At 66.5% G+C, this 25813-nt stretch carries 30 protein-coding genes and 1 pseudogene; 21 read left to right on the top strand and 10 right to left on the bottom strand.

Annotated elements, in window-relative coordinates:
• The first annotated feature begins 38 nt into the window (after positions 1–38).
• Positions 39–1298, top strand: coding sequence for a pentapeptide repeat-containing protein (locus tag J2X45_RS05710; protein WP_310212389.1), 1260 nt, complete (start codon positions 39–41; stop codon positions 1296–1298).
• 102 nt (positions 1299–1400) lie between these two features.
• Positions 1401–2666: a pentapeptide repeat-containing protein gene (locus tag J2X45_RS05705; RefSeq protein ID WP_310212387.1), complete on the top strand. Its 1266-nt coding sequence runs from the start codon at positions 1401–1403 to the stop codon at positions 2664–2666.
• Between the two features lie 77 nt (positions 2667–2743).
• Here J2X45_RS05705 and J2X45_RS05700 read toward each other — a convergent pair whose 3' ends face one another.
• On the bottom strand, positions 2744–3202 hold the full coding sequence (locus tag J2X45_RS05700; protein WP_310212385.1) for an Hsp20 family protein: 459 nt from the start codon (positions 3200–3202) through the stop codon (positions 2744–2746).
• Between the two features lie 230 nt (positions 3203–3432).
• Between J2X45_RS05700 and J2X45_RS05695 the strand changes: the two genes are divergently transcribed.
• The 5 genes from J2X45_RS05695 to J2X45_RS05675 all read left to right on the top strand — a co-directional run bounded on the left by J2X45_RS05695 (position 3433) and on the right by J2X45_RS05675 (position 7271).
• On the top strand, positions 3433–4275 hold the full coding sequence (locus tag J2X45_RS05695; RefSeq protein ID WP_310212383.1) for a methyltransferase: 843 nt from the start codon (positions 3433–3435) through the stop codon (positions 4273–4275).
• A 44-nt stretch (positions 4276–4319) separates the two neighbouring features.
• The gene (locus tag J2X45_RS05690; protein ID WP_310212381.1) at positions 4320–5216 is read left to right on the top strand and encodes a methyltransferase; all 897 of its coding nucleotides are present in this window, start codon (positions 4320–4322) and stop codon (positions 5214–5216) included.
• Positions 5213–5890 carry a hypothetical protein gene (locus J2X45_RS05685; RefSeq protein WP_310212379.1) on the top strand — a complete coding sequence of 226 codons (678 nt, stop codon included), beginning with the start codon at positions 5213–5215 and terminating at the stop codon, positions 5888–5890. The genes J2X45_RS05690 and J2X45_RS05685 overlap by 4 nt, the downstream gene beginning before the upstream one ends.
• A gap of 88 nt (positions 5891–5978) precedes the next feature.
• Positions 5979–6287, top strand: a complete 309-nt coding sequence (locus J2X45_RS05680; RefSeq protein ID WP_010920115.1) for an SCP2 sterol-binding domain-containing protein — start codon at positions 5979–5981, stop codon at positions 6285–6287.
• Positions 6288–6290: 3 nt separating this feature from the next.
• Positions 6291–7271: an alpha/beta hydrolase gene (locus J2X45_RS05675; protein WP_310212374.1), complete on the top strand. Its 981-nt coding sequence runs from the start codon at positions 6291–6293 to the stop codon at positions 7269–7271.
• On the opposite strand, the gene hisN is transcribed toward J2X45_RS05675, so the two are convergent.
• Positions 7246–8082, bottom strand: coding sequence for a histidinol-phosphatase (gene hisN / locus J2X45_RS05670; RefSeq protein WP_310212371.1), 837 nt, complete (start codon positions 8080–8082; stop codon positions 7246–7248). The genes J2X45_RS05675 and hisN overlap by 26 nt on opposite strands.
• A gap of 62 nt (positions 8083–8144) precedes the next feature.
• Positions 8145–8540: a helix-turn-helix domain-containing protein gene (locus tag J2X45_RS05665; RefSeq protein ID WP_010920112.1), complete on the bottom strand. Its 396-nt coding sequence runs from the start codon at positions 8538–8540 to the stop codon at positions 8145–8147.
• A gap of 117 nt (positions 8541–8657) precedes the next feature.
• Here J2X45_RS05665 and J2X45_RS05660 point away from each other — a divergent pair, with 117 nt between their 5' ends.
• Positions 8658–9599: a lysophospholipid acyltransferase family protein gene (locus J2X45_RS05660; protein ID WP_310212368.1), complete on the top strand. Its 942-nt coding sequence runs from the start codon at positions 8658–8660 to the stop codon at positions 9597–9599.
• Here the strand turns inward: J2X45_RS05660 and J2X45_RS05655 are convergent.
• The 5 genes from J2X45_RS05655 to gcrA form a co-directional block, all read right to left on the bottom strand.
• The gene (locus J2X45_RS05655) at positions 9596–10114 is read right to left on the bottom strand and encodes a response regulator (protein WP_310212366.1); all 519 of its coding nucleotides are present in this window, start codon (positions 10112–10114) and stop codon (positions 9596–9598) included. The two genes, J2X45_RS05660 and J2X45_RS05655, sit on opposite strands and share 4 nt — an antisense overlap.
• A 134-nt stretch (positions 10115–10248) precedes the next feature.
• A complete protein-coding gene (locus J2X45_RS05650) occupies positions 10249–11100 on the bottom strand; it encodes a M23 family metallopeptidase (protein WP_310212363.1) in 852 nt (283 codons plus the stop codon).
• Positions 11085–11300: a DUF2093 domain-containing protein gene (locus tag J2X45_RS05645; RefSeq protein ID WP_310212361.1), complete on the bottom strand. Its 216-nt coding sequence runs from the start codon at positions 11298–11300 to the stop codon at positions 11085–11087. Before J2X45_RS05645 ends, J2X45_RS05650 begins: the two co-directional genes overlap by 16 nt.
• A 27-nt stretch (positions 11301–11327) precedes the next feature.
• Positions 11328–12851 carry an exodeoxyribonuclease VII large subunit gene (xseA, locus tag J2X45_RS05640; protein ID WP_310212358.1) on the bottom strand — a complete coding sequence of 508 codons (1524 nt, stop codon included), beginning with the start codon at positions 12849–12851 and terminating at the stop codon, positions 11328–11330.
• Between the two features lie 93 nt (positions 12852–12944).
• Entirely contained in the window at positions 12945–13466 is a 522-nt protein-coding gene (gene gcrA / locus J2X45_RS05635) for a cell cycle sigma 70 cofactor GcrA (protein WP_096051881.1), read from the bottom strand.
• Positions 13467–13704: 238 nt separating this feature from the next.
• On the opposite strand from gcrA, the gene J2X45_RS05630 reads away from it, so the two are divergent.
• The 4 genes from J2X45_RS05630 to J2X45_RS05615 all read left to right on the top strand — a co-directional run bounded on the left by J2X45_RS05630 (position 13705) and on the right by J2X45_RS05615 (position 18077).
• Complete coding sequence (locus J2X45_RS05630) at positions 13705–14526, top strand: ABC transporter permease (RefSeq protein WP_310212354.1); 822 nt, start codon at positions 13705–13707, stop codon at positions 14524–14526.
• A gap of 154 nt (positions 14527–14680) precedes the next feature.
• Positions 14681–15898 carry an aspartate aminotransferase family protein gene (locus tag J2X45_RS05625; protein WP_310212351.1) on the top strand — a complete coding sequence of 406 codons (1218 nt, stop codon included), beginning with the start codon at positions 14681–14683 and terminating at the stop codon, positions 15896–15898.
• Between the two features lie 116 nt (positions 15899–16014).
• Complete coding sequence (argF, locus tag J2X45_RS05620; protein WP_310212348.1) at positions 16015–16950, top strand: ornithine carbamoyltransferase; 936 nt, start codon at positions 16015–16017, stop codon at positions 16948–16950.
• A 215-nt stretch (positions 16951–17165) separates the two neighbouring features.
• On the top strand, positions 17166–18077 hold the full coding sequence (locus tag J2X45_RS05615) for an Hsp33 family molecular chaperone (protein ID WP_310212344.1): 912 nt from the start codon (positions 17166–17168) through the stop codon (positions 18075–18077).
• A 50-nt stretch (positions 18078–18127) separates the two neighbouring features.
• Here J2X45_RS05615 and apaG read toward each other — a convergent pair whose 3' ends face one another.
• Positions 18128–18592, bottom strand: coding sequence for a Co2+/Mg2+ efflux protein ApaG (gene apaG, locus J2X45_RS05610; RefSeq protein WP_310212342.1), 465 nt, complete (start codon positions 18590–18592; stop codon positions 18128–18130).
• Entirely contained in the window at positions 18573–19757 is a 1185-nt protein-coding gene (gene metZ / locus J2X45_RS05605; RefSeq protein ID WP_310212339.1) for an O-succinylhomoserine sulfhydrylase, read from the bottom strand. Before metZ ends, apaG begins: the two co-directional genes overlap by 20 nt.
• Positions 19758–19932: 175 nt before the next feature.
• Here metZ and J2X45_RS05600 point away from each other — a divergent pair, with 175 nt between their 5' ends.
• The 9 genes and pseudogenes from J2X45_RS05600 (at position 19933) to J2X45_RS05560 (ending at position 25794) form a co-directional block, all read left to right on the top strand.
• Positions 19933–20958, top strand: a complete 1026-nt coding sequence (locus J2X45_RS05600) for a 2'-deoxycytidine 5'-triphosphate deaminase (protein WP_310212336.1) — start codon at positions 19933–19935, stop codon at positions 20956–20958.
• Positions 20959–21080: 122 nt separating this feature from the next.
• Positions 21081–21596, top strand: coding sequence for a hypothetical protein (locus J2X45_RS05595; protein ID WP_404980015.1), 516 nt, complete (start codon positions 21081–21083; stop codon positions 21594–21596).
• 116 nt (positions 21597–21712) lie between these two features.
• The gene (locus J2X45_RS05590) at positions 21713–21976 is read left to right on the top strand and encodes a hypothetical protein (RefSeq protein WP_310212333.1); all 264 of its coding nucleotides are present in this window, start codon (positions 21713–21715) and stop codon (positions 21974–21976) included.
• A gap of 28 nt (positions 21977–22004) precedes the next feature.
• A complete protein-coding gene (locus J2X45_RS05585; protein WP_310212330.1) occupies positions 22005–22442 on the top strand; it encodes a hypothetical protein in 438 nt (145 codons plus the stop codon).
• Positions 22352–22868, top strand: a pseudogene (locus J2X45_RS05580) (hypothetical protein). The gene J2X45_RS05585 and the pseudogene J2X45_RS05580 overlap by 91 nt, the downstream one beginning before the upstream one ends.
• Positions 22865–23059, top strand: a complete 195-nt coding sequence (locus J2X45_RS05575; protein ID WP_010920093.1) for a helix-turn-helix transcriptional regulator — start codon at positions 22865–22867, stop codon at positions 23057–23059. Before J2X45_RS05580 ends, J2X45_RS05575 begins: the two are co-directional and overlap by 4 nt.
• Positions 23060–23086: 27 nt before the next feature.
• The gene (locus tag J2X45_RS05570) at positions 23087–23761 is read left to right on the top strand and encodes a hypothetical protein (RefSeq protein ID WP_310212326.1); all 675 of its coding nucleotides are present in this window, start codon (positions 23087–23089) and stop codon (positions 23759–23761) included.
• A gap of 117 nt (positions 23762–23878) precedes the next feature.
• Positions 23879–24817, top strand: coding sequence for an alpha/beta hydrolase (locus J2X45_RS05565; protein WP_310212323.1), 939 nt, complete (start codon positions 23879–23881; stop codon positions 24815–24817).
• Between the two features lie 86 nt (positions 24818–24903).
• The gene (locus J2X45_RS05560; RefSeq protein ID WP_310212320.1) at positions 24904–25794 is read left to right on the top strand and encodes a TraB/GumN family protein; all 891 of its coding nucleotides are present in this window, start codon (positions 24904–24906) and stop codon (positions 25792–25794) included.
• Positions 25795–25813: the final 19 nt, after the last annotated feature.

Genomic DNA, 25813 nt, shown 5'->3' with positions numbered 1-25813 from the left:
CGCAAGGTGTTCCGTTAACTCGGGACACCCAGCGAGCCATGAGCGGCGCCGCCAGCACACCACAAGAATACAAGCGCCTGACGCAGTACGAGGTGGACGTCATCTGCGCCAAGCACGACCGCCTGTGGTCGGCGCGGATGGGCGGCGCGCGCGCCGTGTTCGCCTTCTGCGACCTGTCTGGCCTGTCCGTGCCTGGGCGCAATCTCTGCGACGCCGACTTCACGGGCGCTGTTCTGGTCGGCTGCGACCTGCGAAAGGCCAAGCTCGACAACGCCAACTTCTACGGCGCCGACCTGCAAGGGGCCGATCTCACCGACGCCTCGTTGCGGCGGGCGGACCTGCGGGGCTCCAGTCTGCGCGGGGCTAATCTGACGGGCGCCGACATGTTCGAAGCCGACTTGCGGGAAGGCACGATCGCCGCCGCCGATCGCAAGGAAGGCTACCGCGTCATCGAGCCGACCCAGCGCGAAGCCTTCGCTTCCGGGGCCAACTTGTCGGGCGCCAATCTCGAGCGGTCGCGGCTTTCCGGCATTGTCGCCACCAAGGCCGACTTCAGCGATGCGATCCTGAAGGACGCCAAGCTGGTCCGCGCCAACCTCAAACAGGCCAATTTCAACGGCGCCAACCTGGCCGGAGCCGACCTTTCGGGCGCCAATCTTGCTGGCGCGGATTTGCGCAACGCTGTTCTGGTCGGGGCCAAGACCCTGTCGTGGAACGTCAACGACACCAACATGGAAGGCGCCCTGACCGACAAGCCGTCGGGCACCAGCGTTTCGGATCTGCCCTATGAGCAGATGATCGCCGATCACGCGCGATGGATCGAGACCGGCGGGGCCGAGGGAAAGCCCTCGGTGTTCGACAAGGCGGATCTGCGCAACCTGCGCTCAGTCCGCGGCTTCAATCTCACGGCGCTGTCAGCCAAGGGCGCCGTCTTCTACGGCCTCGACATGGAGGGCGTGCAGATGCAGGGCGCGCAGTTGGATGGCGCGGATCTGCGGGGCTGCAACCTGCGTCGCGCCGACCTGCGCGGCGCCCGTTTGAAGGGCGCGAAACTGACGGGGGCGGACCTGCGAGACGCCCAACTGGGGCCGCTGCTGATCGCGGCGGATCGGCTTTTGCCCGTCGACCTCACAGGCGCGATCCTGACCAACGCCGACCTCGCGCGCGCCGACCTTCGGCAAGCTCGTATGGCGGGCTCGGATGTCTCGCGGGCGAATTTCACCAGCGCCCAGCTACGGGACGTGGATCTGACCGGGGCGATCCGTCTGGCGGCGCGCGGCCTGGATGATGTCATTTGAGAAATATTTTGCGACAATCCGACGCAGTTTTAACGCTTCGCTCGTCGGTCGCCGTTAGAGTCCGCGTAACCAAGAGAAAAAACTCATACGGGGAATTTCGTTATGAACGCCGCGCAGAGCGTGGCTGGGCGTCGTCGCCTGAGCCAAGCCGAGCTCGACATGATCGTAACGGCGCACGAGAAATTCGTTACCGGCAAGCAGGGCGGTAAGCGGGCTTCGCTTCGTTTCGTTCAGCTGTCGGGCCTTGATCTGTCGTTCCGGAATCTCGTCGATGCGGACCTTTCCGCTTCGGTGCTCGATGGCTGTCGCATGGTTCGCACCAAGCTGGATCGCGCAAGCCTGTTCGGCTGTGACCTGCGCAAGAGCGACATGCGCCAGGCTTCGCTGGTTCGCGCGGATCTGCGCGGCGCTTGCCTGCGCGGCGCGAACCTCGCTCAGGCCGATCTGACCCAGGCCGATTTCCGGGAAGGCCAGATCGCCATTCCCCATCCCCGCAAAGGCCTTGAGACCCTGCGTCACGAGACCCGCCAGGGCGAGGTTGATGAGGTCAACTTCTCCGGCGCAACGCTGGACGGTTCACAGTTCGAGGGCGTGTCGGCCTTCAAGGCCGACTTCAGCGACTGCTCCTTGAAGGGCGCCAAGCTTTCGGGGGCGAACCTCAAGGAAGCGAACCTGTCAGGGGCGATCCTGGATGGCGCGGACGTGAAGGGGACGAATCTTGAGGGGGCCAACCTCTCGGGCGCCGTCATGGCTGGGGTCGACACGTCAACCGCGCGGGTCTCCGGGGCCCATATGAACGGGACCCTCCAAGCCGCGAGCCGCGAGGCGTTAGCGCGCGTCGATGAATTGCTTCGCCGCTGCGCGGGCAATCAAAGCTGGTGCCAGACCGGTGGCAAAGAGGGCTCGCCAGCGCGCCTGGACGGCGAAGACCTGCGCCCGCTGGGCGACAAGCTCAAGGGGCTTCGGCTGACGGCGATGAGCGCCAAGGGGGCCTGCATGGTGGGCCTGGATCTCTCAGGCGCGCAGCTTCAGGGCGCAAATCTTCAGAACGCCGATCTGCGTGCGGCCAACCTGCGCGGCGCCGATCTGCGGGGCGCCAAGCTCGCCGGGGCTAACCTGACCAAGGCCGACCTGCGGCAGGCCCATCTGTCTCCGCTGCCGCTCGGCCCGGATCGCCGGACGCAGGCGAGTTTGCAGGCCGCGCGCCTGCGGTACGCGATGCTTCAAACGGCCGATCTCAGCGAGGCGATCCTGGACGGCGCAGATGTTCGCGGGGCCGATTTCACCGGAGCCAGAGTGGTCAAGACCAGTTTCCGCGATGTTGATCTCAGTCAGGTCCAGGGCCTGGATCTGTCGATGCCGGACTGATCCCATGAAAAAGGCGGCGCCTTTCGACGCCGCCTAAGTTCAGAGGGGATTGGGAGACAGATAAACAGGGCCGCCGCTTAGGCGGCCTTTTCGCCTTCGATCAGGGTCGAGGCGGGGACCGTCTTGATCTCCACCGTACGAGGCTTCAGGGCTTCCGGCAGCTCGCGCTTCAGCGCGATCGACAGCAGGCCGTTCGAGAGATCGGCGTCGACCACCACGAGGTAGTCGGTCAGCTGGAACTTGCGCTCGAAGTTACGCTCGGCCAGGCCGCGATGCAGGTACTGCTTGGCTTCGTCGTTGGCCGCCTTGCGGCCAGTGACGGTGAGCAGGTTTTCCTTCACCTCGACGTTTAGTTCTTCCGGCTTGAAGCCCGCCACCGCTATCTCGATGCGGTACTCGTTCTCGCCGGTGCGTTCGATGTTGTAGGGGGGATAGCCCGAGGCCGCTTCGTTGCGCGCGGCGGCGTCCAACTGGTCGGCGAGGCGGTCAAAGCCGACGAGCGAGCGGTACAGGGGCGAAAGGTCGATCGTACGCATAGGGTCAGATCCTTCTCATCAAGCAAGGTCTATGGGTTTCGTCCCTTCGGCGACCCGAGATCGGCGTCGCCTGTGGTCCGGAAGGCCCGGTCATCCAGCGCCTTCGTTGATCTAGTTGGTGAGCGGATTTTCCGGTTCAAGGGGCGCCAACTCACAGAACGTGAATCGTTTGACGCGCCGATAAGCATGGCTAAGGTCGCCGCTCCCATCCGACCGAAGGACACTTCCCCATGCCGCTTCGTCGCCAAGTTCTGCTCCTGGCCGCCGCCTTCACCCTTTCCGCGCCGGCCGCCTTCGCCGCCACCGACGCGGCCTTGAAGGCAGCCATCGCTTCGCCGACCCGCCCCGCCGCCGATGTGGCCCGGGACGGCGCCCGCCACCCCTACGAAAGCCTGATCTTCTGGGGCCTCAAGCCCAGACAGACCGTGATCGAGGTCTCCCCGGGCGGCGGCTATTGGACCGAGATCCTGGCGCCGTACGCCAAGGCGACGGGCGGAACCTATGTGGCTGGCGTTGCGGACCTGGCAAATCCGAAGATTTCGGAAGGCGCTCGGAAGGGGCGCGCCGATTTCGAGGCGCGCTTCGCCGACGCGTCCAAATACGGCAAGCCACAGTTCGCGAACTTCGGCCCGGTGTCGGGTCCTCTCGGCGCGCCCGGATCGGCCGACATCGTGCTGACCGCCCGCAATGTTCATAACTGGACCGTGCAGCCGGGCGTCGCCGACAAGGTCTTCGCCGACTTCTTCGCCGTGCTGAAGCCCGGCGGCGTGCTGGCTGTTGAGGAACATCGCGCCGATCCGCGCTCGGAGAAGGCCGCCGGCGCTGACGGCTACCTCAACACCGCCACGGTGATCGCCATCGCCGAGAAGGCCGGCTTCAAGCTGGACGCGCAGTCCGAGATCAACGCAAACCCCAAGGACACCAAGGATCACCCCTTCGGGGTCTGGACCCTGCCGCCGGTGAAGCGCACCGCGCCGGGCGGCCAGCCCGCCGATCCCAACTTCGACCGCAGCAAGTACGACGCTATCGGTGAAAGCGATCGGATGACCCTGCGCTTCCGCAAGCCGGCCTGACTTTCGCCAAGGTCCGCCAGCAAGCTGACCCGCGCAGTGGGGGAATGATGGTTCCAGTTCAATTCTGGTCGCGGCGAGGCTTGCTGGCCGGCGCGGGGGCACTGGCCCTGGCGTCATGCGGAAAAAAGGACGATCCGGCGAAGGCGGAGGTTAAGGCCGCCGCCAAGGCCGGGCCGAACACGATCGAGGCGGCGGTGGCGGGCGACTGGCGCCTGCCCGCTGACCGCGCGCGCGACGCCTGGCGCCACCCGGTCGAAAGCCTGAAATTCTGGGAGCTTAAGCCCGGTCAGACCGTCGTCGAGTTCTGGCCAGGCGCGGGCTGGTACACCGACATCCTGGCGCCGTTCCTGGCCGATACGCGCGGCAAGCTCTACGAAGCCATGCTCGAGACCAAAGGACCCGCCGATCCTGCGGCGGCGGGCATTGTCGAGGGCTTCCAGCGCAAGCTGGCGGAGAAGAAGAAGGTCTATGGCGAGGTCGCTTTTACGGCCTTTGGTCCCACCAGCGGGCCCGTCGCGCCAGACGGCAGCGCCGACCTGGTGCTGTTCCTGCGCAACCTCCACAACTGGATGGCCGGCGGTATCGCCGAGAAGGCGTTCAAGGACGCCCTGGCGGCGCTGAAGCCCGGCGGCATTCTCGGCATTGAGGAGCATCGTGGGCAACCCGGGCGGGTGCAGGATGTCCTGGCCGAGGATGGCTACGTCCAGCAGGACTACGTCATCCAGATGGCCAAGGAGGCCGGGTTCGTCCTGATCGGGACCAGCGAGATCAACGCCAATCCCAAGGACACCAAAGACCACCCCTTCGGCGTCTGGACCCTGCCGCCGACGCGCCTCTCGGCGCCGCGGGGCGAACCGGCCGAGCCGGGTTTTGATCATTCCAAATACGACGCGATCGGGGAGAGCGACCGCATGACCTTGAAATTCGCGAAGCCGAAATGAGCCAGACCACGACCCTGAAGCTTTTGGCCGCGACGGGCCTTAGTCTCATGCTCGCCGCCGCTGCGGCGCCCGCCAGCGCGCGCGAAAAGACCGTTCCGGCCGAGAAGGTGTTCGTCTATCTCGACCGGTTCTTGAAGGTGCCCGCGCAAGAGCGTAGCCGGATGCGCCTCCGCTATGTCCTGCGGAGCGAAGGCAAGTCCATGGGGGACGTAAAGGTCTCGTTGGTTGAAGCGAATGGCGCGACGACAGCCTTGCCCGTCCGCGATGACGGTGAGTTCGAGCGATTGCCTACGCTCACCCAGTTGAACGGTAAGGCCAAGCTCGTCTTTGACGTTCCTGCGGAAAGGAAGTTCGGCATCAGCATGACGCCCGCCCCGGTGCTCAGGCTGGCCCAGGATTACGATGCGCGCGAGCTTGCGCTGACGGTGTCGGAGTCGAATGCGGCGATGCGTAAAGCCGCGGGCCCTGCGTTGGGCCTCATGGTCCCAAAGCTACCAGGGATCGGCTTTATCGGCGCCCAGGGCGGCCAGGTCGTCCATGGCGACGGTCGTATCGTTCCGCTCGAAATCGTCCAAGGCGTACCCGTCTTCTACCCCGAAGCTCACAAGGGCGCCGCGCGGGTAAAGCTGTCGCGGACGCCGACGAGGGTCGCGTTCGACGACGGCAAGAAATAAACTGAGGGCTGTTCTGAACGGTGTTTACTTAACCGTGTCAGCCGGTCTAGCTATTCGCCAACTCACAAGCGCAGAGGGAGATCGCGCCATGGCCACCATCCAGGAACTCACCGACAAGATCAAAACCGCCGTTGGCGACGACAGCGGCCTGGGCAAGTCCCTGAAGTTCGACCTGAAGGACGCCGGTGTCATCCACATCGACGGCGGTTCGGTCACCAACGAAGACAAGCCGGCCGACCTGACCATGACCCTGGCCCTGGACGACCTGGTCGCCATGGGCGAAGGCAAGCTGGACCCGACGATGGCCGTCATGACCGGCAAGCTGAAGCTGTCGGACATGGGCGTGGCCATGGGGCTGCAGCCCAAGATGGGCGCGCTGTTCGCCAAGCTCCGCTAAGCGATGGGGGGACCGGCGCCTCTGGTCTCGATTCCCGAGGCCCCGGTTCCCGACAGCGGCAAGGCCGAATGGTTTTGTGGCGCGGATGGGGCGACCCTCCGCGCCGCGACGTTTTTCCCGGAAGGGCCCGCGCGGGGAACGGTGGTGCTGAGCCCCGGACGCAGCGAGCCGCTGGAGAAGTACTTCGAGGTCGTTGAGGACCTCCTCGCGCGCGGCTTCGCCGTGCTGCTGCACGACTGGCGAGGGCAGGGGCTTTCAGCCCGCGTCTTGCCAGACCGCCTCAAGGGCCATGCCCGAGGCTTCAAGACCTTCGTTTCCGACCACAAGGCGCTGCTCGATGCTTTCGAGGCGCGGATGCCCAAGCCCTGGGTGGCGGTCAGTCACTCGATGGGTGGGTGTCTGACGATGCTGGTCCTGGCCCACGGTGAACCACGCCTCGCGGCGGCGGTGCTGTCGGCGCCGATGCTCGGCCTCAATACCGCGGGCGTCCCGCCGTGGCTGGCGCGCCCTTTGGCGTTCGTGATGTCGCGGATCGGGTTGGCGGGCGAGTATGTGCAGACCCCCTACGATCCGCTGACCCAGACCTTCCAGGGCGATGGCCTGACCCACGATGAGACGCGCTACGATCGCTATCAGTCGCAGCTGCGCGCGCATCCGGAGATCGCGCTTGGCGGCATGACCTGGGGCTGGGCCGACTTCGCGATCTCGGCCTGCGCCTGGTTGCGTCGCAGCCGGTCGGTCGAAAAGATCACCGTTCCGGTGACCATCCTGGGCGCTGAACTCGACAACCGGGTGCTGAACGTCGACTCCAAGTCGATCGCCGGCCGTATCCCCAAGGGGCGCTATATCGAGGTCCCGGGCGCATTCCACGAGATCCTGGTCGAGACCGACGCTCGCCGCGCGTTGTTTTGGAAAGCGTTCGACGAGACGGTCGATCCGCTTGCCCCGCGCGAGCCGCTTATTTCGCCGAACGTCTCAGACTGACCAGCGCTTCGTCCAGCGGACGCCGGTCGCCCGAGATCACCATCTGGCCGCCGTTCGGACCCACAGCCTCGCCGCGCCAGTTGGTGACTAGGCCGCCGGCGCCCTCGATCACGGGGATGGCGGCCTCGATGTCCCAGGACTTCAGGCCCGCCTCGATGACCATGTCCATCTTGCCCATGGCGACCATGGCGTAGGCGTAGGCGTCGCAGCCGAGGCGCGCCAGCTTGGCGGCGGCGCGGACCTGCAGCCAGGCGCCGCGTTCGGCGCCGTCGAAACAGGCGTCCGGATCGGTGGTCGCAATGACCGCGTCATTGATGTTGGCGCACTCGCGAACGTGGATCGTGCGTTCTTGGCCGCCGGCGACAAGACGCGACCCGCCGGCGTGGCCGACGAAGACCTCGTCGATGAATGGCTGGCCAATTGAACCCAGCACGGGACGGCCCTGGTGGCGCAGGCCGATCAGGGTGGTCCACAGCGGCAGGCCAGCGATAAAGGCGCGCGTGCCGTCGATCGGGTCGAGCACCCAGACGAACTCGGCGTCGGGGCGATCCTCGCCATACTCCTCGCCGATCACCCCGTGCTCGGGATAGTGCTCGGCGATCAGCTTGCGGATAGTAGCTTCGGCGCCGCGATCGGCCTCGGTGACCGGATCGAAGGCCGCGTGGGTGTCGCGCGGCAGGTTCTTGCCCGCCCCCTTGTCCTCAAGGCCGTGGTCGGCCCGGAACAGCGGCAGGATCACCTCAGCGGAAGCCCGATTGAGGTCGAGAATGAAGGCGTCAAGCGCCGCGAGCCGGTCAGCGGAGAGCGTCATGGGCGGGGATGTAACCTCCCCGCCGCAGGTACGCCACCAGTGACTGTCTGCGTTCGCCGACTTTAAGCGTCGGCGTGCTCGGCGCCGCCATTCAGCGACTTGGCCAGGTCCAGAAGGCGACGGCGCGGACGCTCGCCCAGCAGGTAGTAGGCCCGGATCAGGTCGAGGGTTTCCTTACGGGCGAACATCTCGCCGCCTTCGGCCGACTCGCTGGTCGTCTCGCGACGGGTGTCCGACAGGCCGTCGTAGAAGTAGCCGACCGGAACCTCGAGCGCTTCGGACAGCTGCCACAGCCGCGCGGCCGAGATGCGGTTGGCGCCGCACTCATACTTTTGGATCTGCTGAAAGCGCACGCCGACCGTGCCAGCCAGTTGCTGCTGGGTGAGACCCAGCAGACGACGGCGGCGACGCAGGCGCTTGCCCAGGTGAACGTCGATGTCGTTGCCCATGGAAGCCATGCCCCCTTGTTTCTCCCGACCCGTCCCGAAACGGAACGGTCTGGCTTCACAGCCGCAAGTCGCGTGCCGGGCGAGACTCCGTTGCGCGAGGCGTGCGCGGGAGCCTACTAAGGGCCCATGTCTGAAAAGCGTCAGCCTTGGGTCCAGGACCTCTTGTGGCGGTTGGAAGCCCTGGGCTTCGACCTGTTTATCGGCGCGGTGCGCCTGATGGGCGTGGACCGGGCCTCGGATTTCGGCGGCTGGCTGGGACGCACCTTTGGACCGATGAGCGGGGCGCACAAGGTTGCGACCCGCAATCTGAAGCTGGCCTTTCCCGAGAAGGACGCAGCCTGGCACGAACAGATCCTGCGCGAACAGTGGGACGGCCTTGGCCGCTCGTTCGCCGAGTTCCCGCTGATGGACAAGATCCTGCCGTCCACCGGCCGGGTCGAGGTTGTAGGCAAGGAGCGCCTCGTCGAGATCGCCGAGAACCGGATCCCGGTCGTGTTCGTTTCGGGACACCTGTCGAACTGGGAAGTGATGCCTGCTGCCATCGTCGACAGCGGTGTGGTCTGCGAGATGACCTATCGCGCGGCCAACAACCCCTATGTCGACAAGCGGATCAAGGAGAGCCGGTTCCGCTATGGGGTCCGGCTGTTCGCGCCCAAGGGCGGCGACGGCGCGCGCGAACTGCTGGAAGGCATGAAGCAGGGCAAGTCAGTGGCCCTGATGAACGATCAGAAGTTCAACAGCGGCGTGGCCGCGCCATTCTTCGGTCACCTCGCGCACACCGCTCCCGGGCCGACCCGCCTGGCGATCCGCTTTGGCACGGTGCTGCAGCCGATGTCGGTGCAGCGGCTCAAGGGCGCGCGCTTCCGCGCGGTGGTCCACGATCCGATCGTTCCGCCGAAGACGGGCGATCGGACGGCGGACATCGAGGCCGGAGTGCGGATGATCAACGCCTTCATGGAAGACCGGATCCGTGAGCGCCCCGCCGAGTGGTTCTGGGTTCATCGGCGTTGGCCCAATGAGGTCTACGCGGCCCTGGCGGACCGCGAGCGCGCAGACGTCGCCGACTAGATTTCGATCGCGTCGGTGATGGAGTCCTTCTCGCCATTGCGGCGGAAGGGGCCATGATACTGCGGGTCGACCCGACGTCGGCGGCATGGGCCGAAGTAGTCCGGCGACCGGATGAACGGGCGCTGGTGGAAAATCACGGTGTTGATGCGATCCAGAAGCGACCGTGCTGTCACGGGCTTCACGACGATCTCCGTCACGCCCGCATCACGGGCCTCGAAGACCCGGTGACGCTCGGCGAAGCCGGTCAGCATGATGATCGGCAGGTATGGGTCGACGCTGTCGGGTGAGCTACGCACCAGCTGGGTGAACATCACCCCGTCCAACGGGCTCATCTTGAAGTCGACGATGGCGATGTCGGTCTGCCAGTCGCGCAGGATCTGCAGAGCTTCAGCGCCGTCCATCGCCTCGCGAATATGCCGAACGCCCACGCCCTTGAGGATCGTGGAAACGATCGCGCGGATGTGCTGGTTGTCGTCCACCAGCAAAAAACGCAGCTTTTCAAGCGCCGCAGACATGCGGGAGCCGTCTCCTCAAGGATCTCGCGGGGAGACCAAGACCGATGATCGCCCCCGGCGACCTCGTGTCTCGATACCGGCGGCATAGCTAACGAATGATTGAAACTCGCGCCAGGGGCGAATGGGGCGGCAGGTTAGCCGGCGAGGGGCGCCGATCCGACCAGCAGGGACGGGTCCATGTTTCGGCCACGCCACTTCATGCGCCAGCATAGGTGCGGGCCCGTCGCCCGACCTTCTTTGCCGGTCTGCGCGACCAGGTCGCCTTTCCTCACGTAAGTACCGGGCGATACGAGGATTTTTGACAGGTGGAGATAGGCAGTGACCAGGCCTTGGCCGTGATCCAGGAGCAATAGGCCGCCCTCGAAGTGTAATCCGGTCTCGGCGAAAGCGACCACCGCGGACGCCGGCGCGCGCACGGGCGTACCGACGGGCGTCGCCAGATCAACCCCAAAATGGGGACGCTTGGGCTCGCCGTTGAGAATGCGCTGGCCGCCGAAACGGGCGGAGCGCCGTGCGCCCACAACCGGAAGTATGAATCCCTCGCGGAAGCCTTCGATGTCGGCCTGACTGGCGAAGCCGGCCATCTTGCGCGCGTTCTCGGCGGCCAAGCGCTCCAGCAACACCGGATCGGTCGGCGTCACCTGCTCGGGCGGCAGGCCGTCGATCCGCTGGATGTCGAAGTCGCCGGGAGCGACCGCGCGCTGGTCTATCGCCGAGCCCTCTGCGGTGGTCACGGTCAGGACCGAATTCGCGGGCGCATCACGGTCAAAGCCGATGACGAACCATCCGTCAGCCGACGCCGTGGTCAGCACCTGGCCATCAAGGTCGATCGTCGCGCGGGGCGCCGTGCGGCCCACGGCGTAGCCGCCTTGAACGAACTTTCCCGAGAGGGACAGGCCCGGCGCGGCGGCCTGCGCCAAGGCGGGCAGGCCCATCGACAGCGGAAGCGCGGCTAGAACCGCGCGGCGGCTCAGGCCCCTTGCCAACGCTTCAGGGCCTCGGCGGGACCGGTATAGGCTTCCTGGTGCTCGGGGCTCCAGTAGCGCAAAGCCTCCAGCGGAATCTGCTTGTTGCTCACCGCGCACAGCACGAAGCGGCCAGGGCTGAGCACGGCGTACTCGCCATCGCCATAGTGCAGGACGGCCATGCCGTCGGACTTGCCGAGATCACGATCGAAAGCGTTCATGAGACCATTCTACGCCAAGCCGCGGTTTCAGAACAGGTCGCCTTGACCGGCGGGCGGCGCGGCGGGTTTGGGGCGTGGCTTGGGCGGGGGCGTTGACGCGGCGGGCGGCGGGACGAAGCCGCCTTCGCCATCGATGACCGCGTCACGCTCGCCGCTCTTGAACTTCAGGCTGACGCGCTCGCCGGAGACGAGGTCTGCCGCCGAGCGGGCGATGGTTTGATCCGCCTTTCGCACCAGGGCGAAGCCCAATTCGAGCGGGCGCTCTGGGTTCAAGGATTGGCGGAGTTTTTCGAGACTGGCCAGGCGGTCGGCGTCCCGCTGCAGGCGCCGTCGCCCGGCGGCGTTCAGACGGTCCCAAAGCGCAGGCAGTCGGGCGTGCTGGGCGACGCGATCGGGGACCCTCCGGGCGGCGAGGTCCAGTCGGCGGGAGAGGTCGGCCAAGCGATCGGCCTTCACAGCGCGTTGCCGGCCAAGGGCTTCAGGCGTCAGGCGCGCGGTGACCTTCAACAGGTCCTGCGCATGGACGGCGGTGTTGCGCTGCAGGGCCGCGTCGAGGCGGCCAGAGGCGATGTCGAAGCGCTGTTGGGCCAGGGCTAGCAGATCGTTGGGACGCGGCAGGCCGCGCGCGGCGCTGACAAGCCGTGTGCGTCGCTCCTCGATCGTGCGCGAGCCGCAACGGTTCAGCCGGCGATCGAAATCGGAGATCAACGCCCGCAGTTCGGCCAGCACCGGCGTGGCCATCTCGGCGGCCGCCGTCGGCGTGGGCGCGCGGCGGTCCGAGACGAAGTCAATCAGGGTGGTGTCGGTCTCGTGGCCCACAGCCGAGATCAGCGGGATCGTGCCTTCGGCCACCGTCCGCGCCAGGCCTTCGTCGTTAAAGGCCCAGAGGTCCTCCACTGAGCCGCCGCCGCGCGCGACGATCAGGACGTCGGGGCGCGGCACGGGCCCGCCAGGCTGGATCGCGTTGAAGCCTCGGATCGCGGCGCTGACCTGGCCAGCAGCGGCGTCGCCTTGCACGACGCACGGCCAGACCAGAACCTGGCAGGGCCAGCGGTCGCGGATGCGATGCAGGATGTCGCGGATCACCGCGCCGGTCGGGCTGGTGATCACCCCCACCACGGCGGGCATCGAGGGCAGGGGACGCTTGCGCTCCGGCGCGAACAGGCCCTCGGCGGCCAGCTTAGCCTTCAGGCGCTCCAGCTGCGCCAAAAGGGCGCCGACGCCGGCGGCCTCCATGCTGTCGATGACGATCTGGTAGCGCGAGCCGGCCGGATAGGTGGTGATCTTGCCGGTGACGATCACCTCGAGCCCGTGCTCGGGCCGAACGCCCAGGCCCCGGACATTGCCCTTCCAGACCACGCCGTCGATCGCCGACTTGTCGTCCTTGAGGGTCAGATAGACGTGGCCGTTGGAGTGGTGCGTGACCTTGGAAAGTTCGCCGCGCAGCCGCACGAAGCCGTAGCGGTCCTCCAGCGTGCGCTTCAGGGCGAAGGCCAGCTCGGAGACCGAGTACGGCGGCGCGTTGGAATCGGAAGGCGGCAGGTCGCTCATGGCCTCTATCTAGGCCGACCTCCAGAAATGAGAAATCCCGGACGGCCTTTTGGGCCATCCGGGATCCGCCGCTCTGAGAGACTATTGTTCTTCTTAGATGTAGCGGCGAAGCGAACGGGCCAGCTCGGCGCCGCCGCTCTTCTTCTTGGTCTGCTGCGGCTGGTAGGCCACGCGCGCGTGCTCGACGCAGTAGGGGCCTTCAGACGAGCGGCGACCGCAGAAGGTGAAGCCTTCCGACGACGGATCGCCGATCGGCCACTTGCACATGTGCGCGCCCAGGGTCAGTACGGTGGCCGACCCGGGCTCCTCGTGGCGGAAGGCCGGCAGCGGCGCGGGCGCTGCGGCGACCGGAACCGACGAGGGGGCCTCGACCGGCGTCACGCGACGCGGCGCCGAGGGCATGGCCTGCGCGGCCGGACGCGCCGGGCGCGGAGCCTTGAAGGCCGGACGCGCCGGCTGCGAAGGGGCCGCGCGGCCCGAAAGGCCTAGGCGGTGCACCTTGCCGATCACGGCGTTGCGCGTCACGCCGCCCAGTTGCTTGGCGATCTGGCTGGCCGAAAGGCCGTCCAACCAGAGCTTCTTCAGGGTGGAAACCCGTTCGTCGGTCCAGCTCATTACCCGTCTCCGCCATTCGAGAGAGGGTGGGGGCGTCCCCACGCCCGTCACCCTATATATGGTGATCGATCCGCCCCGCCGGCGGTCGTCCTACTAGATATCGTAAAGAATGCGTTAAAACGCACAATGGGCGCCATCGACTCTGTCCACAGAAACAAGATGTTGATTCCGGCAAGCCTGCGCTTGCGAAAAGGGCCCTCAAGGCGCACATGGCCAAGCAGAACAAGGGTTTGAGCCGATGAGAGACATGGCCGAGAGCGTCGTTCCGCCGCAGCCGCGCGACTATCGCGGCTGGAACTGGTCCGGCTTCCTCACGCTCTACCAGCGCGAAATCCGCCGGTTCTGGAAGGTCGGCACCCAGACGGTCGCCGCGCCCGTGGTCACCACGCTGCTCTACATGCTGGTCTTCGTGGTCGCCGTCGGCGCCAGTCGCCCCGCGGTGGGAGGTGTGACCTTCGGCCATTTCGTAGCCCCCGGCCTGATCATGATGGCGATCCTCAACAACGCCTTCGCCAACTCCTCGTCCTCGCTCATCCAGGCCAAGATGATGGGCCTGACGCCGGACTTCCTCACCCCGCCGTTGTCGGCGCTGGAGCAGGTGTCGGCGTTTACGCTGGGTGCTGCGACGCGCGGCGTTGTCGTGGGGGCGGTGACGGCGGTCGTCATCGGCGTTCTGCCGGGCGCGGGCCTGTCGGTCGCCCATCTCTGGGCCGTGCTCTATTTCGGGCTGACAGCCTCGCTGATCCTGGGCTTGGCGGGCGTTCTGGCGGGTCTCTGGGCCGAGAAGTTCGACCAGCTGGCGGCTGTGACCAACTTCCTGATCATGCCGATGACCTTCCTTTCGGGCACCTTCTATCTGGTGGACAAGCTGCCCGAGCCCTTCCGCTCGGCCAGCCATTTCAACCCGTTCTTCTATTTGATCGACGGATTCCGCTACGGCTTCATCGGCCATGCCGACGGCTCGATCGCGATCGGCGTGGTGACCACCGGCGTTCTCACCGTGGCGCTGTTCCTGTGGTGCTGGAGGCTCTTCGTCACCGGTTACCGTCTGAAGAGCTGAGCCACCCGCGTCATCGGCGGAGATTTCGTCGGCTGTTCAGGGCCTTTTTGAGGGGCCTTTCATTGACACGACGGTGTTCCACGGCGACAACCTGCGGCCTTCCGGTCCCCGCGCGAACAGCGCGGGGGCTTGTTTCCTTTTTGGGAGGCCGGTCTTGAGCACCGCGACGTCGTCCAACTCCTCGCAGCACCACATCATGGGCGTTTACAACCGCGCTCCGCTGGCGTTTGACCGAGGCCGAGGCGCGCGCCTGATCTCGACCGAGGGCGAGGAGTATCTCGACTGCGTGGCGGGCATCGCCACGAACGGTCTGGGCCATGCCCATCCCGCCCTCGTCGAGGTCCTGAAAACCCAGGCCGAGAAGCTCTGGCACGTCTCGAACATCTACCGGATCCCGGAGCAGGAAGAGCTGGCGGACGCCCTGTGCGCCAACTCGTTCGCCGACGTGGTGTTCTTCACCAACTCGGGCACGGAAGCCGTCGAGTGCGCGCTGAAGACGGCGCGCAAGTATCATTCGGCCAACGGCCAGCCCGAGCGGATCGACATCTACGGTTTTGACGGCTCGTTCCATGGCCGCACCTATGCGGCGGTGAATGCGTCGGGCAACCCCAGCTATGTCGACGGCTTTGGCCCGCGTCTGCCGGGCTACAGCCAGCTGACCTTCGGCGACCACGACGCCATCAAGGCCGCCATCGCCAGCCCGACCACGGCGGCGATCATCGTCGAGCCGGTGCAGGGCGAGGGCGGCGCGCGCTCGATCCCGACCCAATGCCTCGTGGGCCTGCGCCAGATGTGCGACGAGCATGGCGTGCTGCTGATCTATGACGAAGTCCAGTGCGGCATGGGTCGGACCGGCAAGCTCTTCGCCTACGAGTGGGCCGAAGGCGGCGAGCCGCACATCATGGCGGTCGCCAAGGCCCTGGGCGGCGGCTTCCCGATCGGCGCGTGCCTGGCCACCACCGAGGCGGCCAAGGGCATGACGGTCGCGGCGCACGGCTCGACCTTCGGCGGCAACCCGCTGGCCATGGCCGTCGGCAAGGCGGCGCTGGACATCATCAAGTCGCCCGAGACGCTGGACAACGTGAAGACCGTTTCGGGCTTCTTCACCCAGCAGTTGAATGGACTGAAGGACCGCTACCCGGATGTCATCGTCGACGTGCGTGGCAAGGGCCTGCTGATCGGCGTCAAGCTGATCCCGAACAACCGCGAGTTCATGGTCCTGGCGCGCGACGAGAAGCTTCTCATCGCTGGCGGCGGCGACAACTGCGTGCGTCTGCTGCCGCCGCTGAACCTCACCATCGAAGAGGCCAGCGAGGCGATCGCCAAGCTTGAGAAAGCTTGCGAGGCCGCGCGCGCCAAGGCCGCCGCCTAAAAGCCCTTCGTTTCCGACCTTCCCGGCGAAAGCCGGGACCCAGATCAAGCCCGCTTAATCCCAGGATGAGTCTGGGCCCCGGCATGCGCCGGGGAGGCGGGGATAGGGATAGTCCGATGACTCAACCCCGCCATTTCATCGACCTCTGGAAGCTGGACGGCGCGACGTTGCGCCTGCTGTTGGACGACGCCCACGCTCGCAAGACCGCTCGCAAGGGCTGGCCCCAGGGCAAGGTCGACGCTGATGCGCCGGCCAAGGACCGCGTGCTGTCGATGATCTTCCAGAAGAACTCGACCCGCACCCGCTTCTCGTTCGACGCGGCCATGCGGCAGTTGGGCGGCAGCGCGATCATCTCGACGTCCAATGACATGCAACTGGGCCGCGGCGAGACCATCGAGGACACCGCCAAGGTGCTCTCGCGCATGGTCGACGCGGTGATGATCCGCGCCAACAGCCACGCAGACGTCGAGCGCTTCGCCCAGGTCTCGACCGTGCCGGTGATCAACGGCCTGACCGACAAGAGCCATCCGTGCCAGATCATGGCCGACATCCTCACCATCGAGGAGCATCGCGGCCCGATCGCCGGCAAGACGATCGCCTGGGTCGGCGACGGCAACAACGTGTGCTCCAGCTTCATCCATGCCGCGCCGCTGCTGGGCTTCGAGCTGAAGATCGCCTGCCCGGCGGTCTATCACGCCGACCTGCACGATCTGGCCCGCGCCGAGGGGCTGCAGGGCCGCGTCAGCATGACCACCGATCCCAAGGCGGCCGTCAGCGGCGCCGATGTGGTCGTGGCCGACACTTGGGTCTCGATGGGCGACACCGACCACGATGAGCGCTTGGCTGCGCTGGAGCCCTATCAGGTCGACGACAGGCTGATGGATCTGGCCGCCGACAACGGCGTCTTCCTGCACTGTCTGCCGGCGCACCGGGGCGAAGAGGTCACCGACGCCGTGCTGGACGGTCCGCGTTCGCTGGTCTGGGACGAGGCGGAGAACCGCATTCACGCCCAGAAGTCCGTCCTGGCCTGGTGCTTCGGCGCGATCGGATAAGGTTACCGGCCAGCGCCGGTTGGTAAACGCTGGCCGGTGTCGCCGTCGCGTATGGGCAAAAGCGGCGGCGAACCCAGATGAGTCCGAATCCCTTGTTCTCGCAACGAGGCGTTCGGTCGCAGGCGCCCGAAGTAGGGATGCCTGGGCGAGGCTTCGCGTCACGCCGTCACTCATCGGGCTCGCAATTTCGCCAGAACCGCCTATCTAGCCTCCCCATGACCGACATCGCTCCCGACACCGGCGTCCTCGACGACGTCGTTTCCGCGTTCCAGATCGAAAACCTGCCCGTCCGTGGCCGGGTGGTGCGCCTCGGCGCGGCCATCGACGAGGTGCTGACGCGCCACGACTATCCCGAGCCAGTGGCCAACCTGCTCGGCGAGGCCTGCGCCTTGGCCGCCTTGGTCGGTTCGAGCCTGAAGTTCGAGGGACGCCTGATCGTTCAGGCCCAGGGCGATGGCCCGGTGCGCTATGTCGTCGTCGACTACGACACCAGCGGCGGCCTGCGCGGTTACTGCCGGTTCGATCCCGAGGAAGTGGCGGCGGTGTCCGAAGGCTTCGCGCGCCCCGGCGCCAAGACCCTGCTGGGCGGCGGCGTGTTCATCATGACCCTGGACCAGGGGCCGGACATGGACCGCTACCAAGGCGTGACGCCAATCGAGGGCGAAACCCTGGCCCTCTGCGCTGAACAGTACTTCGCCCAGTCGGAGCAGACGCCGACTCGCGTCCGCCTGGCGGTGGGCCAGGTCGACACGGGGCAGGGCGCCAGCTGGCGCGCGGGCGGCATCCTGATCCAGGTCATCGCCGGCGATCAGGCGCGCGGCGAGACCCAGGACGCCTGGACCCATGTGCAGGCGCTGTTTGAGACGACCGGCGAGGACGAGCTTGTCGACCCGACCGTCTCGACGCCCACGCTGCTCTGGCGCCTGTTCAACGAGGACGGCGTGCGCCTGCTCGACGAAAAGCCGCTGCAGGCCTTCTGCCGCTGCTCGGAAGACCGGATCGGCGTGGTCATGGACTCGTTCTCGGCCGAGGAGGTCGAGGAGATGATCGAACCAGATGGCAAGATCCACGTGACCTGCGAGTACTGCTCACGGGTTTACAAGCTGGATCCGCCGGCTGCGGCCTGACGATACGACCAACCTATGAAAAAGCCGGCGCCATCTGCGCCGGCCTTTTTTTAGTTCAGCTTCATCGCCGCGCCAGGCAGGTGCAGCGAGAATTCGGGGATCTCGACCTCAAACAGGTCGCCCTCGTCATTGACCATCTGATAGCTGCCCCGCATCGCGCCGGACGGCGTCGGAAGGGGACAGTTGGAGACATAGCGGAAGGCTTCGCGCGGCTTTAGCTCGGGCTGCTCGCCGACCACGCCGCTGCCCTCGACCTCGTTCACGCGATTGAACGCGTCAGTGATCGTCCAGCGGCGCGCGATCAGGGTGACGGTCTCCTCGCCGTGGTTTTCGATCTCGACGGTGTAGGACCACAGATAGAGGCCCTGCTCCGGCGAGGATTCCTCGGCCGCGTAGGTGGGGAACACGCGCACGACGATGTCGCGCGTGCGGGCCTCGTAGGCGGCGCTGTCGCCGCCGCGGCGACGTCTCATGCGTTGCATGGGCGGGGAGGTCTCACGCCTGATCGAGCGCACGGATCACATCCCGCTTGAGGTCGTCGACGCTTTCCAGGCCCACCGACAGGCGCACGCCGCCTTCGGTCACGCCGAGCGACGGGCGTTCAGCCTCGGGCACCGAGCGGTGGGTGGTGGTCGGCGGATGGGTGGCCATCGACTTTGCGTCGCCGAGGTTGTTGGAGATGTCGACGATCTCCAGCGCGTTCAGGAACTTGAAGGCGGCTTCGCGGCTGCCCAGGTCCAGGGCGATCACGGTGCCGCCGCCGGTCATCTGCGCCTTGGCGACGTTGTGGCCCGGGTGGTCGGGGCGGAACGGATAGAGGACCGTGTGCACCTTCTTGTGCTCGGCGATCACGTTGGCCAGGGCGAAGGCGCTGTCGGCCTGACGGCGGACGCGCAGGTCCAGAGTTTCGAGGCCCTTGAGCATCACCCAGGCGTTGAACGGCGACAGCGACGGGCCGGTGTGGCGCAGGGCGTCGCGGTAGAATTCCTCGTTGATCGCCTCGCTGGTCAGGATCGCCCCGCCCAGCACCCGGCCTTGGCCGTCGATGTGCTTGGTGGCCGAATAGACGACGACGTCGGCGCCCAGTTCCAGCGGCTTCTGAAAGATCGGGGTGGCGAAGACGTTGTCGACAATGACCTTGGCCCCGACCGCATGGGCCAGTTCCGAGACGGCGCGGATGTCGGTGATCTCAAGCACCGGGTTTGACGGGGTTTCGACCAGCACCGCCTTGGTGTTGGGCCGCATCGCCGCTTCCCAGGCCTTGGGGTCGGTGGCGTCGACAAAGGTGGTCTCGACGCCGAAGCGCGGCAGCCACTCGCTGACGATCCAGCGGCACGAGCCGAACAGGGCGCGGCCCGCCACCACGTGGTCGCCAGCGCGGACGAGGCCCATCAGGGCGGCGTGGATCGAGGCCATGCCCGTGGCCTGGGCGCGGCAGACCTCAGCGCCTTCCAGCAGCGCCAGGCGATCCTCGAACATCTTCACGGTCGGATTGTTGAACCGCGAATAGACGAAGCCCGGATCCTCGCCGGCGAAGCGACGGTCGGCGCCCTCGGCGCTGTCGTAGGTGAAGCCCTGGGTCAGGTAGAGCGCCTCGGCGGTCTCCATGAACTGCGAGCGCGCGACCCCACCCCGGATCAATTTCGTCGCGACGTCCCAGTCCTTCGGGTTCTCGGCCACGGCTCCGCCTCCTACGCAAAAACGCGGGCATAAGGAGCGGGGGAGGGGGCGGGGTCAAGCCAGAACGCCTGCCAGCGCGTCAGAGAATTGTCATAGGGGAAAAGTGCGGTGTCACAGGCGAGCGTCTTTCGCTCGCGCCTTGCGTTTGCGAGCGGGTTTGGCGAGTGTCGCGCCGATGACCGACGCCCACGCCGCAGGGATTCTGCCCTGCCAGACCATCGAAGCGCTGATCGCCGAAGAGGCCATCACCGCCGCCACGCCGTTCGACGTCGATCAGGTGCAGCCCGCCAGCCTGGACCTGCGCCTGGGCGCGCGCGCCTGGCGGATCCGCGCCTCGTTCCTGCCTGGGCTGCACCGCAAGGTGCCCGAGCGGCTGAAAGATGTGGCGATGCACGAGCTGGACCTGACAAAGGGCGCGGTGCTCGAGAAGGGCTGCGTCTACATCGCCGAGATCCAGGAGCGCCTGGCGCTGCCGATGACGGTGTCGGCGCGGGGCAACCCCAAGAGCTCGACGGGCCGCGTCGACGTCTTCGTGCGGTTGCTGACCGACCACAGCCGCGCCTTCGACGACGTGGACGCCGGCTATACGGGGCCGCTCTATATCGAGATCGCGCCACAGACCTTCTCGGTGCTGGTCCGCGCCGGCACGCGCCTGAACCAGCTGCGTCTCAAGCGGGGCGAGCCCGCCAAGCTGGCCACGCGTAGCGTCGGTGTGGACCTGCTGTCCGAGACGGGGATCGTCGGTTTCCGCGGGCGGCGTCACGCCGGCGTGGTGGACCTGGACCACGAGGACGGCCACGATCCGCGCGACTACTGGGAGCCGCTCGAGGCTCGCCACGGCGAACTGCTGCTGGACCCGGGCGAGTTCTACATCCTGGCTAGCAAGGACGACATCGAGATACCGGTCATGGAGGCGGCCGAGATGACCCCGATCGATCCCTCGGTCGGTGAATTCCGGGTCCACTACGCCGGCTTCTTCGATCCAGGCTTCGGCACCGAGGAGGCCGCGGCCGTGGGTTCCAAGGGCGTGCTGGAGGTGCGCAGCCACGAAACGCCGTTCCTGCTCGAGGACGGCCAGACCGTCGCGCGCCTCGTCTACGAGCCGCTGACCGCCCGTCCAGCGCGGCTGTACGGTGAGGGCGGGTCCCACTACCAGCGGCAGGGCCTCAAATTGTCCAAACACTTCAAGGCCTGGCGCTGAAGTCTTCCGACTTGGGGCGATAGGTCGCGGCCCGGGTTACGGGCCGGGTAACCGAGATGCGGTTTGCTGAGCGCGTGCTTTTACACGGGCTCAGCCGCGATGTTTCGTGACGTTCCGAACCGATTGGCTATCGCAGCCCAAGGGCCTCGTCCCGGGGAAGGGCGGCGCGCGGCGTCTTCGTCGACCTGTCGCAGGGGGTGTCGCGCGGCAACGCGCCGCAACCGCATCTAGTGGACACTCCGTGCGGTTACACAAAATCTAGTCGTCGTTCTCCTGGGGCGCGACTCAGTCCTGTTCCAAGCGGAGGATGGCGCAGGTTGCTACGGAGGCCCTTCTTGGCCCGCATCGCTCATGATCCGTTCCTGATCCTCCAAGGCCGCGTCGAGGCCTGGGAGCGGTGCGCGCGGATCCCCGGCTGCGACAAGTCCGTGTGGCGGCAGGACGCCGAAGGGCGCGTCATCCGCTGGTCCGATTTTGGCGATCGCTTCTCGCGCTATGGCTGGGAGGTGATGACGCTGGCGCCCACGGGCGTGTTCGGTCGCGCCCTCGCGCGGCGACGACTCGTCGCGGTTCACTGGCGCGGTTTGTCGGGCGACACCCTCCGGGAAGATCCCTTCCTGGGCCGCCGAGCCGCCTGAAACATCAAGCAGATCCGTCATTTAGTCTTGTCTGCACGACAAAATGACAACCACGCTTGACATCGGTGCAAGATTGCATGACAAACATCCTTGTCATTTCGACGAGGAGGCTTGTCATGAAGAAAACCGCTCAACGCACTCCCGCCACCCGCGCCCAGAAGCTGGCGATCGGCATGGCCGCGAGCTCGGGTTCTCTGGTGGTGGCCACCTGCGCCGCGCGTGAGCTGGGCGGGCCGCTTCTGGCGGTCGGCTTCGCCGTAGGCGTCGCAACGCTTTGGGCGACCTTGTTCCTGGTCCTGCGGGATCGTCCGTCCAAGAGCCCCAAGAAGCCTGCGTCGACCGAAGCCGATGGCGCGGTCGAAGCGCTGGCCGCCCTCTAGTCGCCCAATCCAGAGCAAGGTTTTCACGATGAGCAAACCCACCGGAACCCAGGCCCGCCGTCAGGCGATCGCCCTAGGCTTCCTTGTCGCCAGCGGCCTTCTGGGGGCGGTCGGCGGGGCGGGGGTGTCCCTCCTAAGAGAGATCGGGGTCACCCCGTCGACCACCGTCCTGGGTTACGCCCTGCTGGCAATGGCGCCCCTGATGATCGTGGCGTCCGTGATCTACTGGCGCAATATCGACGAGGCGGCGCGCGAAGCCCACAAGTTCGCGTGGTTCTGGGGCGGCTCAGGGTCGCTCGTGCTGGCTGCTCCTCTCGCCATGCTGGTCGGAGACGCTCGTCTGACGGCGCTGGCCGGTCAGCATTCGCCCTCGGAGTGGTTCGCGATCGGCGTGTTCAGCCTGCTGGTTTTCCAACTGACCGCCTACGTCCTGGTCTGGGCGGTGTGGTGGATCCGTCAGCGCTGACACCCAAGCGAAGAGGAGACGATCATGGCCCAGAAGACGTCGCCGGCGATGCGCCGCTACATGCTCCGCTTCATCCCCGCGATGCTGGCCTATGTGGTGGTTTTGACCGGCTCGATCCTGACCTTCGAGCACTTGCGACCGACCGGCCCGTTGCTGTGGGTTGTCGCCGTGGCGCCCGCGCTTCCGATCATCGCGGTGATCGCGATCATGGGTCTCTACCTCCTGGAGGAGACCGACGAGTTCCAGCGCGGGATGTCCGCTCAGGCCCTGCTATGGGGCATGGGGATCACGCTGGCGGCGGCGACGGTCTGGGGCTTTCTCGAGAACTTCGGCCTGGTCGCGCACATGCCCACGTATCTGGCCTTCCCCGTGTTCTGCGGCGCGTTCGGTCTGGCGCAACCTCTGGTCCGCTGGAGGTACAAGTGAAGAACCGTCTCAAGGTGCTGCGCGCCGAGCGCGACTGGAGCCAGGCGGATCTCGCTGACCGGCTGGAGGTCTCCCGCCAGACCATCAACGCGCTGGAGACCGGCAAGTACGATCCCAGCCTGCCGCTGGCCTTCAAGATCGCCCGCCTGTTTGGGCAACCCATCGAGTCCATCTTCCAGGACGAGGCCTGAGGGCCCGCCCAGATCGAGGATAGTGTCATGAACCTCGTTTCGAAGTCACCGAAGTCCCGGCTCAATCGCGGGCTGCAGGCGCTGATCGGCGCTGTGTTGGCCGCGCCGCTTGGCTACCTGTTCGGCGGCTATCTGGTTTCGCTGGAAGAGGCCGGCGCGGCCGCTTCGGTCGACCTGTCTTGGTCTGACGTTTTGGCCGTGGCGTTGGCGGCCATGATGGCGCTGACCGGTCTCATCACCCTTTTGATGAGCCTCAGCCGTCGCGCCCTGGGACGCCAGATCAATCCCGAGGAGGTGCGACCGGCGACTCCCGCCCAGGCGGTCTTCTACGCCCAGAACGGCTTCGTGCTGATCCTCGCGGGGGTGATGATGGCCACGCCGGTCATGGTTCCGCTCGTCTTCGCGCCGCTGTCGCCGATGGTCGCCTCGGCCGCCATGGCGGGCTTGATCGCGCTCTTGCTGATCCAGACGGCGGGCAACATCGCCATCTGGGTTCGAAGCGACGAGTTCATGCGTCGGGCGATGGGGGAAACCGCCGCCGTCAGCTTCGCCATCCTGCAGGGCCTGCTCTTCCTGTGGGCGGCGGGTGAGAAGCTGGGCCTGCTGCCGCACCTCACCCTGTGGGACGCCACCAGCGTCATGATGGCCGCTTACCTGATGATCGGTCTGTTCATCACCTGGCGCCGGGGCTTGGCCAGCTAGGTCCTTACGCCCCAAGCCCGGACCACCCGGGCGGCCATTCCAGCAAACCCTTCGTCACCCCAACACCGGCGCGCGACGCTGACGCCTTCCGCGCGCCCCTATCCAAGGACAAAGATCGTGACCCTCAAGACCTCGTGCTCCCGTCGCAACCGCCTCGGCGCTTCAGCGGTTCTCGTGGCCATTCTTGCCGCCACCGGCGTGTTCGGCGGCGACCACGCCCACGCCGCGCCGCCGGCGCCGATCGCCGCCAGTCCCGCCGCTGACCGCATGACGGTCACCGTCGTCGGCCAGGGTCCTGACGTCATCCTGATCCCCGGCCTGGCTTCGTCCAGCGCGGTCTGGGACGCCACCGTCAAGCAACTGGCGGCGACCCATCGGGTCCACGTCGTACAGGTGGCGGGTTTCGCCGGTGCGCCGGTGGCAGGCAACGCCGACGGCGCAGTGGTTGCGCCGCTGGTCGAGGCGGTCGACGGCTACATCAAGGCCAAGGGTCTGAAGTCGCCCGCCGTCATCGGTCACTCCCTGGGCGGGTTCACCGGCCTCTTGCTGGCCCAGCGCCATCCTGAGTCGATCGGCCGCCTGATGATCGTCGACAGCCTGCCGTTCTTCTCGCTGCTGTTCTCGCCGGCGGCGACGCCCGAGATGGTGCGCCCCCAGGCGACAGCCATGCGCGACGCTACCGTCGCGATGAGCCCCGAAGCTTTCGCCGGTCAGCAGGCCATGGGCGCGCCGCGCTTCGTGAAGTCGGCCGAGGGGCAGAAGCAGGTCATCGCCTGGGGCGGCGCCTCGTCGCCCTCGGTGGTCGGGCGGGCCATGTACGACCTGCTGGTCACCGACGCGCGCGGAGATCTGGCCAAGGTCAAGGCGCCCACCACGCTGCTCTATGCCTATGACACCGCCATGGGCATGCCGCCGGCCGCCGCCGACAAGCTGTTCGTCGACGCCTACGCGGGTCTGGACGGTTTGACAGCCCGTCGGATCGACGACGCCCGCCACTTCATCATGCTCGACCAGCCCCAGGCCTTCGGCCAGGCGGTCACGGATTTCCTCAAGTAGCCTTTCGAAATCAACCCTGGGTCGGATTGGCCTTGCGCCCGTCCGTGACCTTCCTCACTTCTCTCACACCAACCATTGGGGTTTTTATGTTCAACAAGTTCAATCGCTCGGCCCGTCGCGTGCTCGCCGGCATGGTCTCCGTCTTCGCGCTCGGCTTCGCCGGGACCGCCCTGGCCGAACCGGCCCTCTGGGCGATCAAGGACAAGGACTCGACCATCTATCTGTTCGGCACGATCCACGTGCTGAAGCCCGAAACCCAGTGGCGCTCGGCCAAGATCGACAAGGCCCTGGCCGACAGCGGCGACCTGACCCTGGAGCTGGTCGGCGCCGACGATCCGGCGGTGATGCAGCCTCTGGTCATGCGCTATGGCCTCGACCAGGCCAACAAGCTGTCGGCCAAGATCGGTCCGGAAGACTTCAAGCGCGCCAGCGAGATCGGCCAGTCGGCCGGGATGCCGCCCCAGGCGCTTGAGATGATGCGCCCCTGGCTCGCCGCCGTTTCGCTGGCGATGGCGCCGATGATCAAGGCTGGCTACGACCCCAAGAGCGGCGTCGAAGGCGTGCTGACCCGCGAAGTCAAGGCCGCCAACAAGCCGATCGCCGGCCTGGAGACTCCCGAGCAGCAGATCCGCTTCTTCGCCGACCTGCCGTCGGCCACCGAGATCGCGTTCCTCAAGTCCAGCCTTAAGGACGCCGAAGGCGGCGCCGCCAAGCTCGACAAGATGGTCGCGGCCTGGGCGTCGGGCGATGTGGCTGACTTGGAAGCGCAGTTCATCACCGAGATGAAGACCCAGTATCCGGACCTTTATGAGCTGCTGCTGGTCAAGCGGAACGTCGACTGGGCCAACCAGCTGAAGACCAAGCTGGACGGTTCGGGCGTCAGCTTCGTGGCCGTCGGCTCGGGCCACCTGGTCGGCGCCGAGAGCGTCCAGGCCCAACTGGCCAAGCTCGGCATCAAGGCCGAGCGCGTCAAATAGGTCGCGATTGATGCGATCT

The sequence above is a fragment of the Caulobacter sp. BE264 genome (genome assembly GCF_031457805.1).
Taxonomy (GTDB): Bacteria; Pseudomonadota; Alphaproteobacteria; order Caulobacterales; family Caulobacteraceae; genus Caulobacter.
This window is presented reverse-complemented; position numbering and strand designations above follow the sequence as displayed.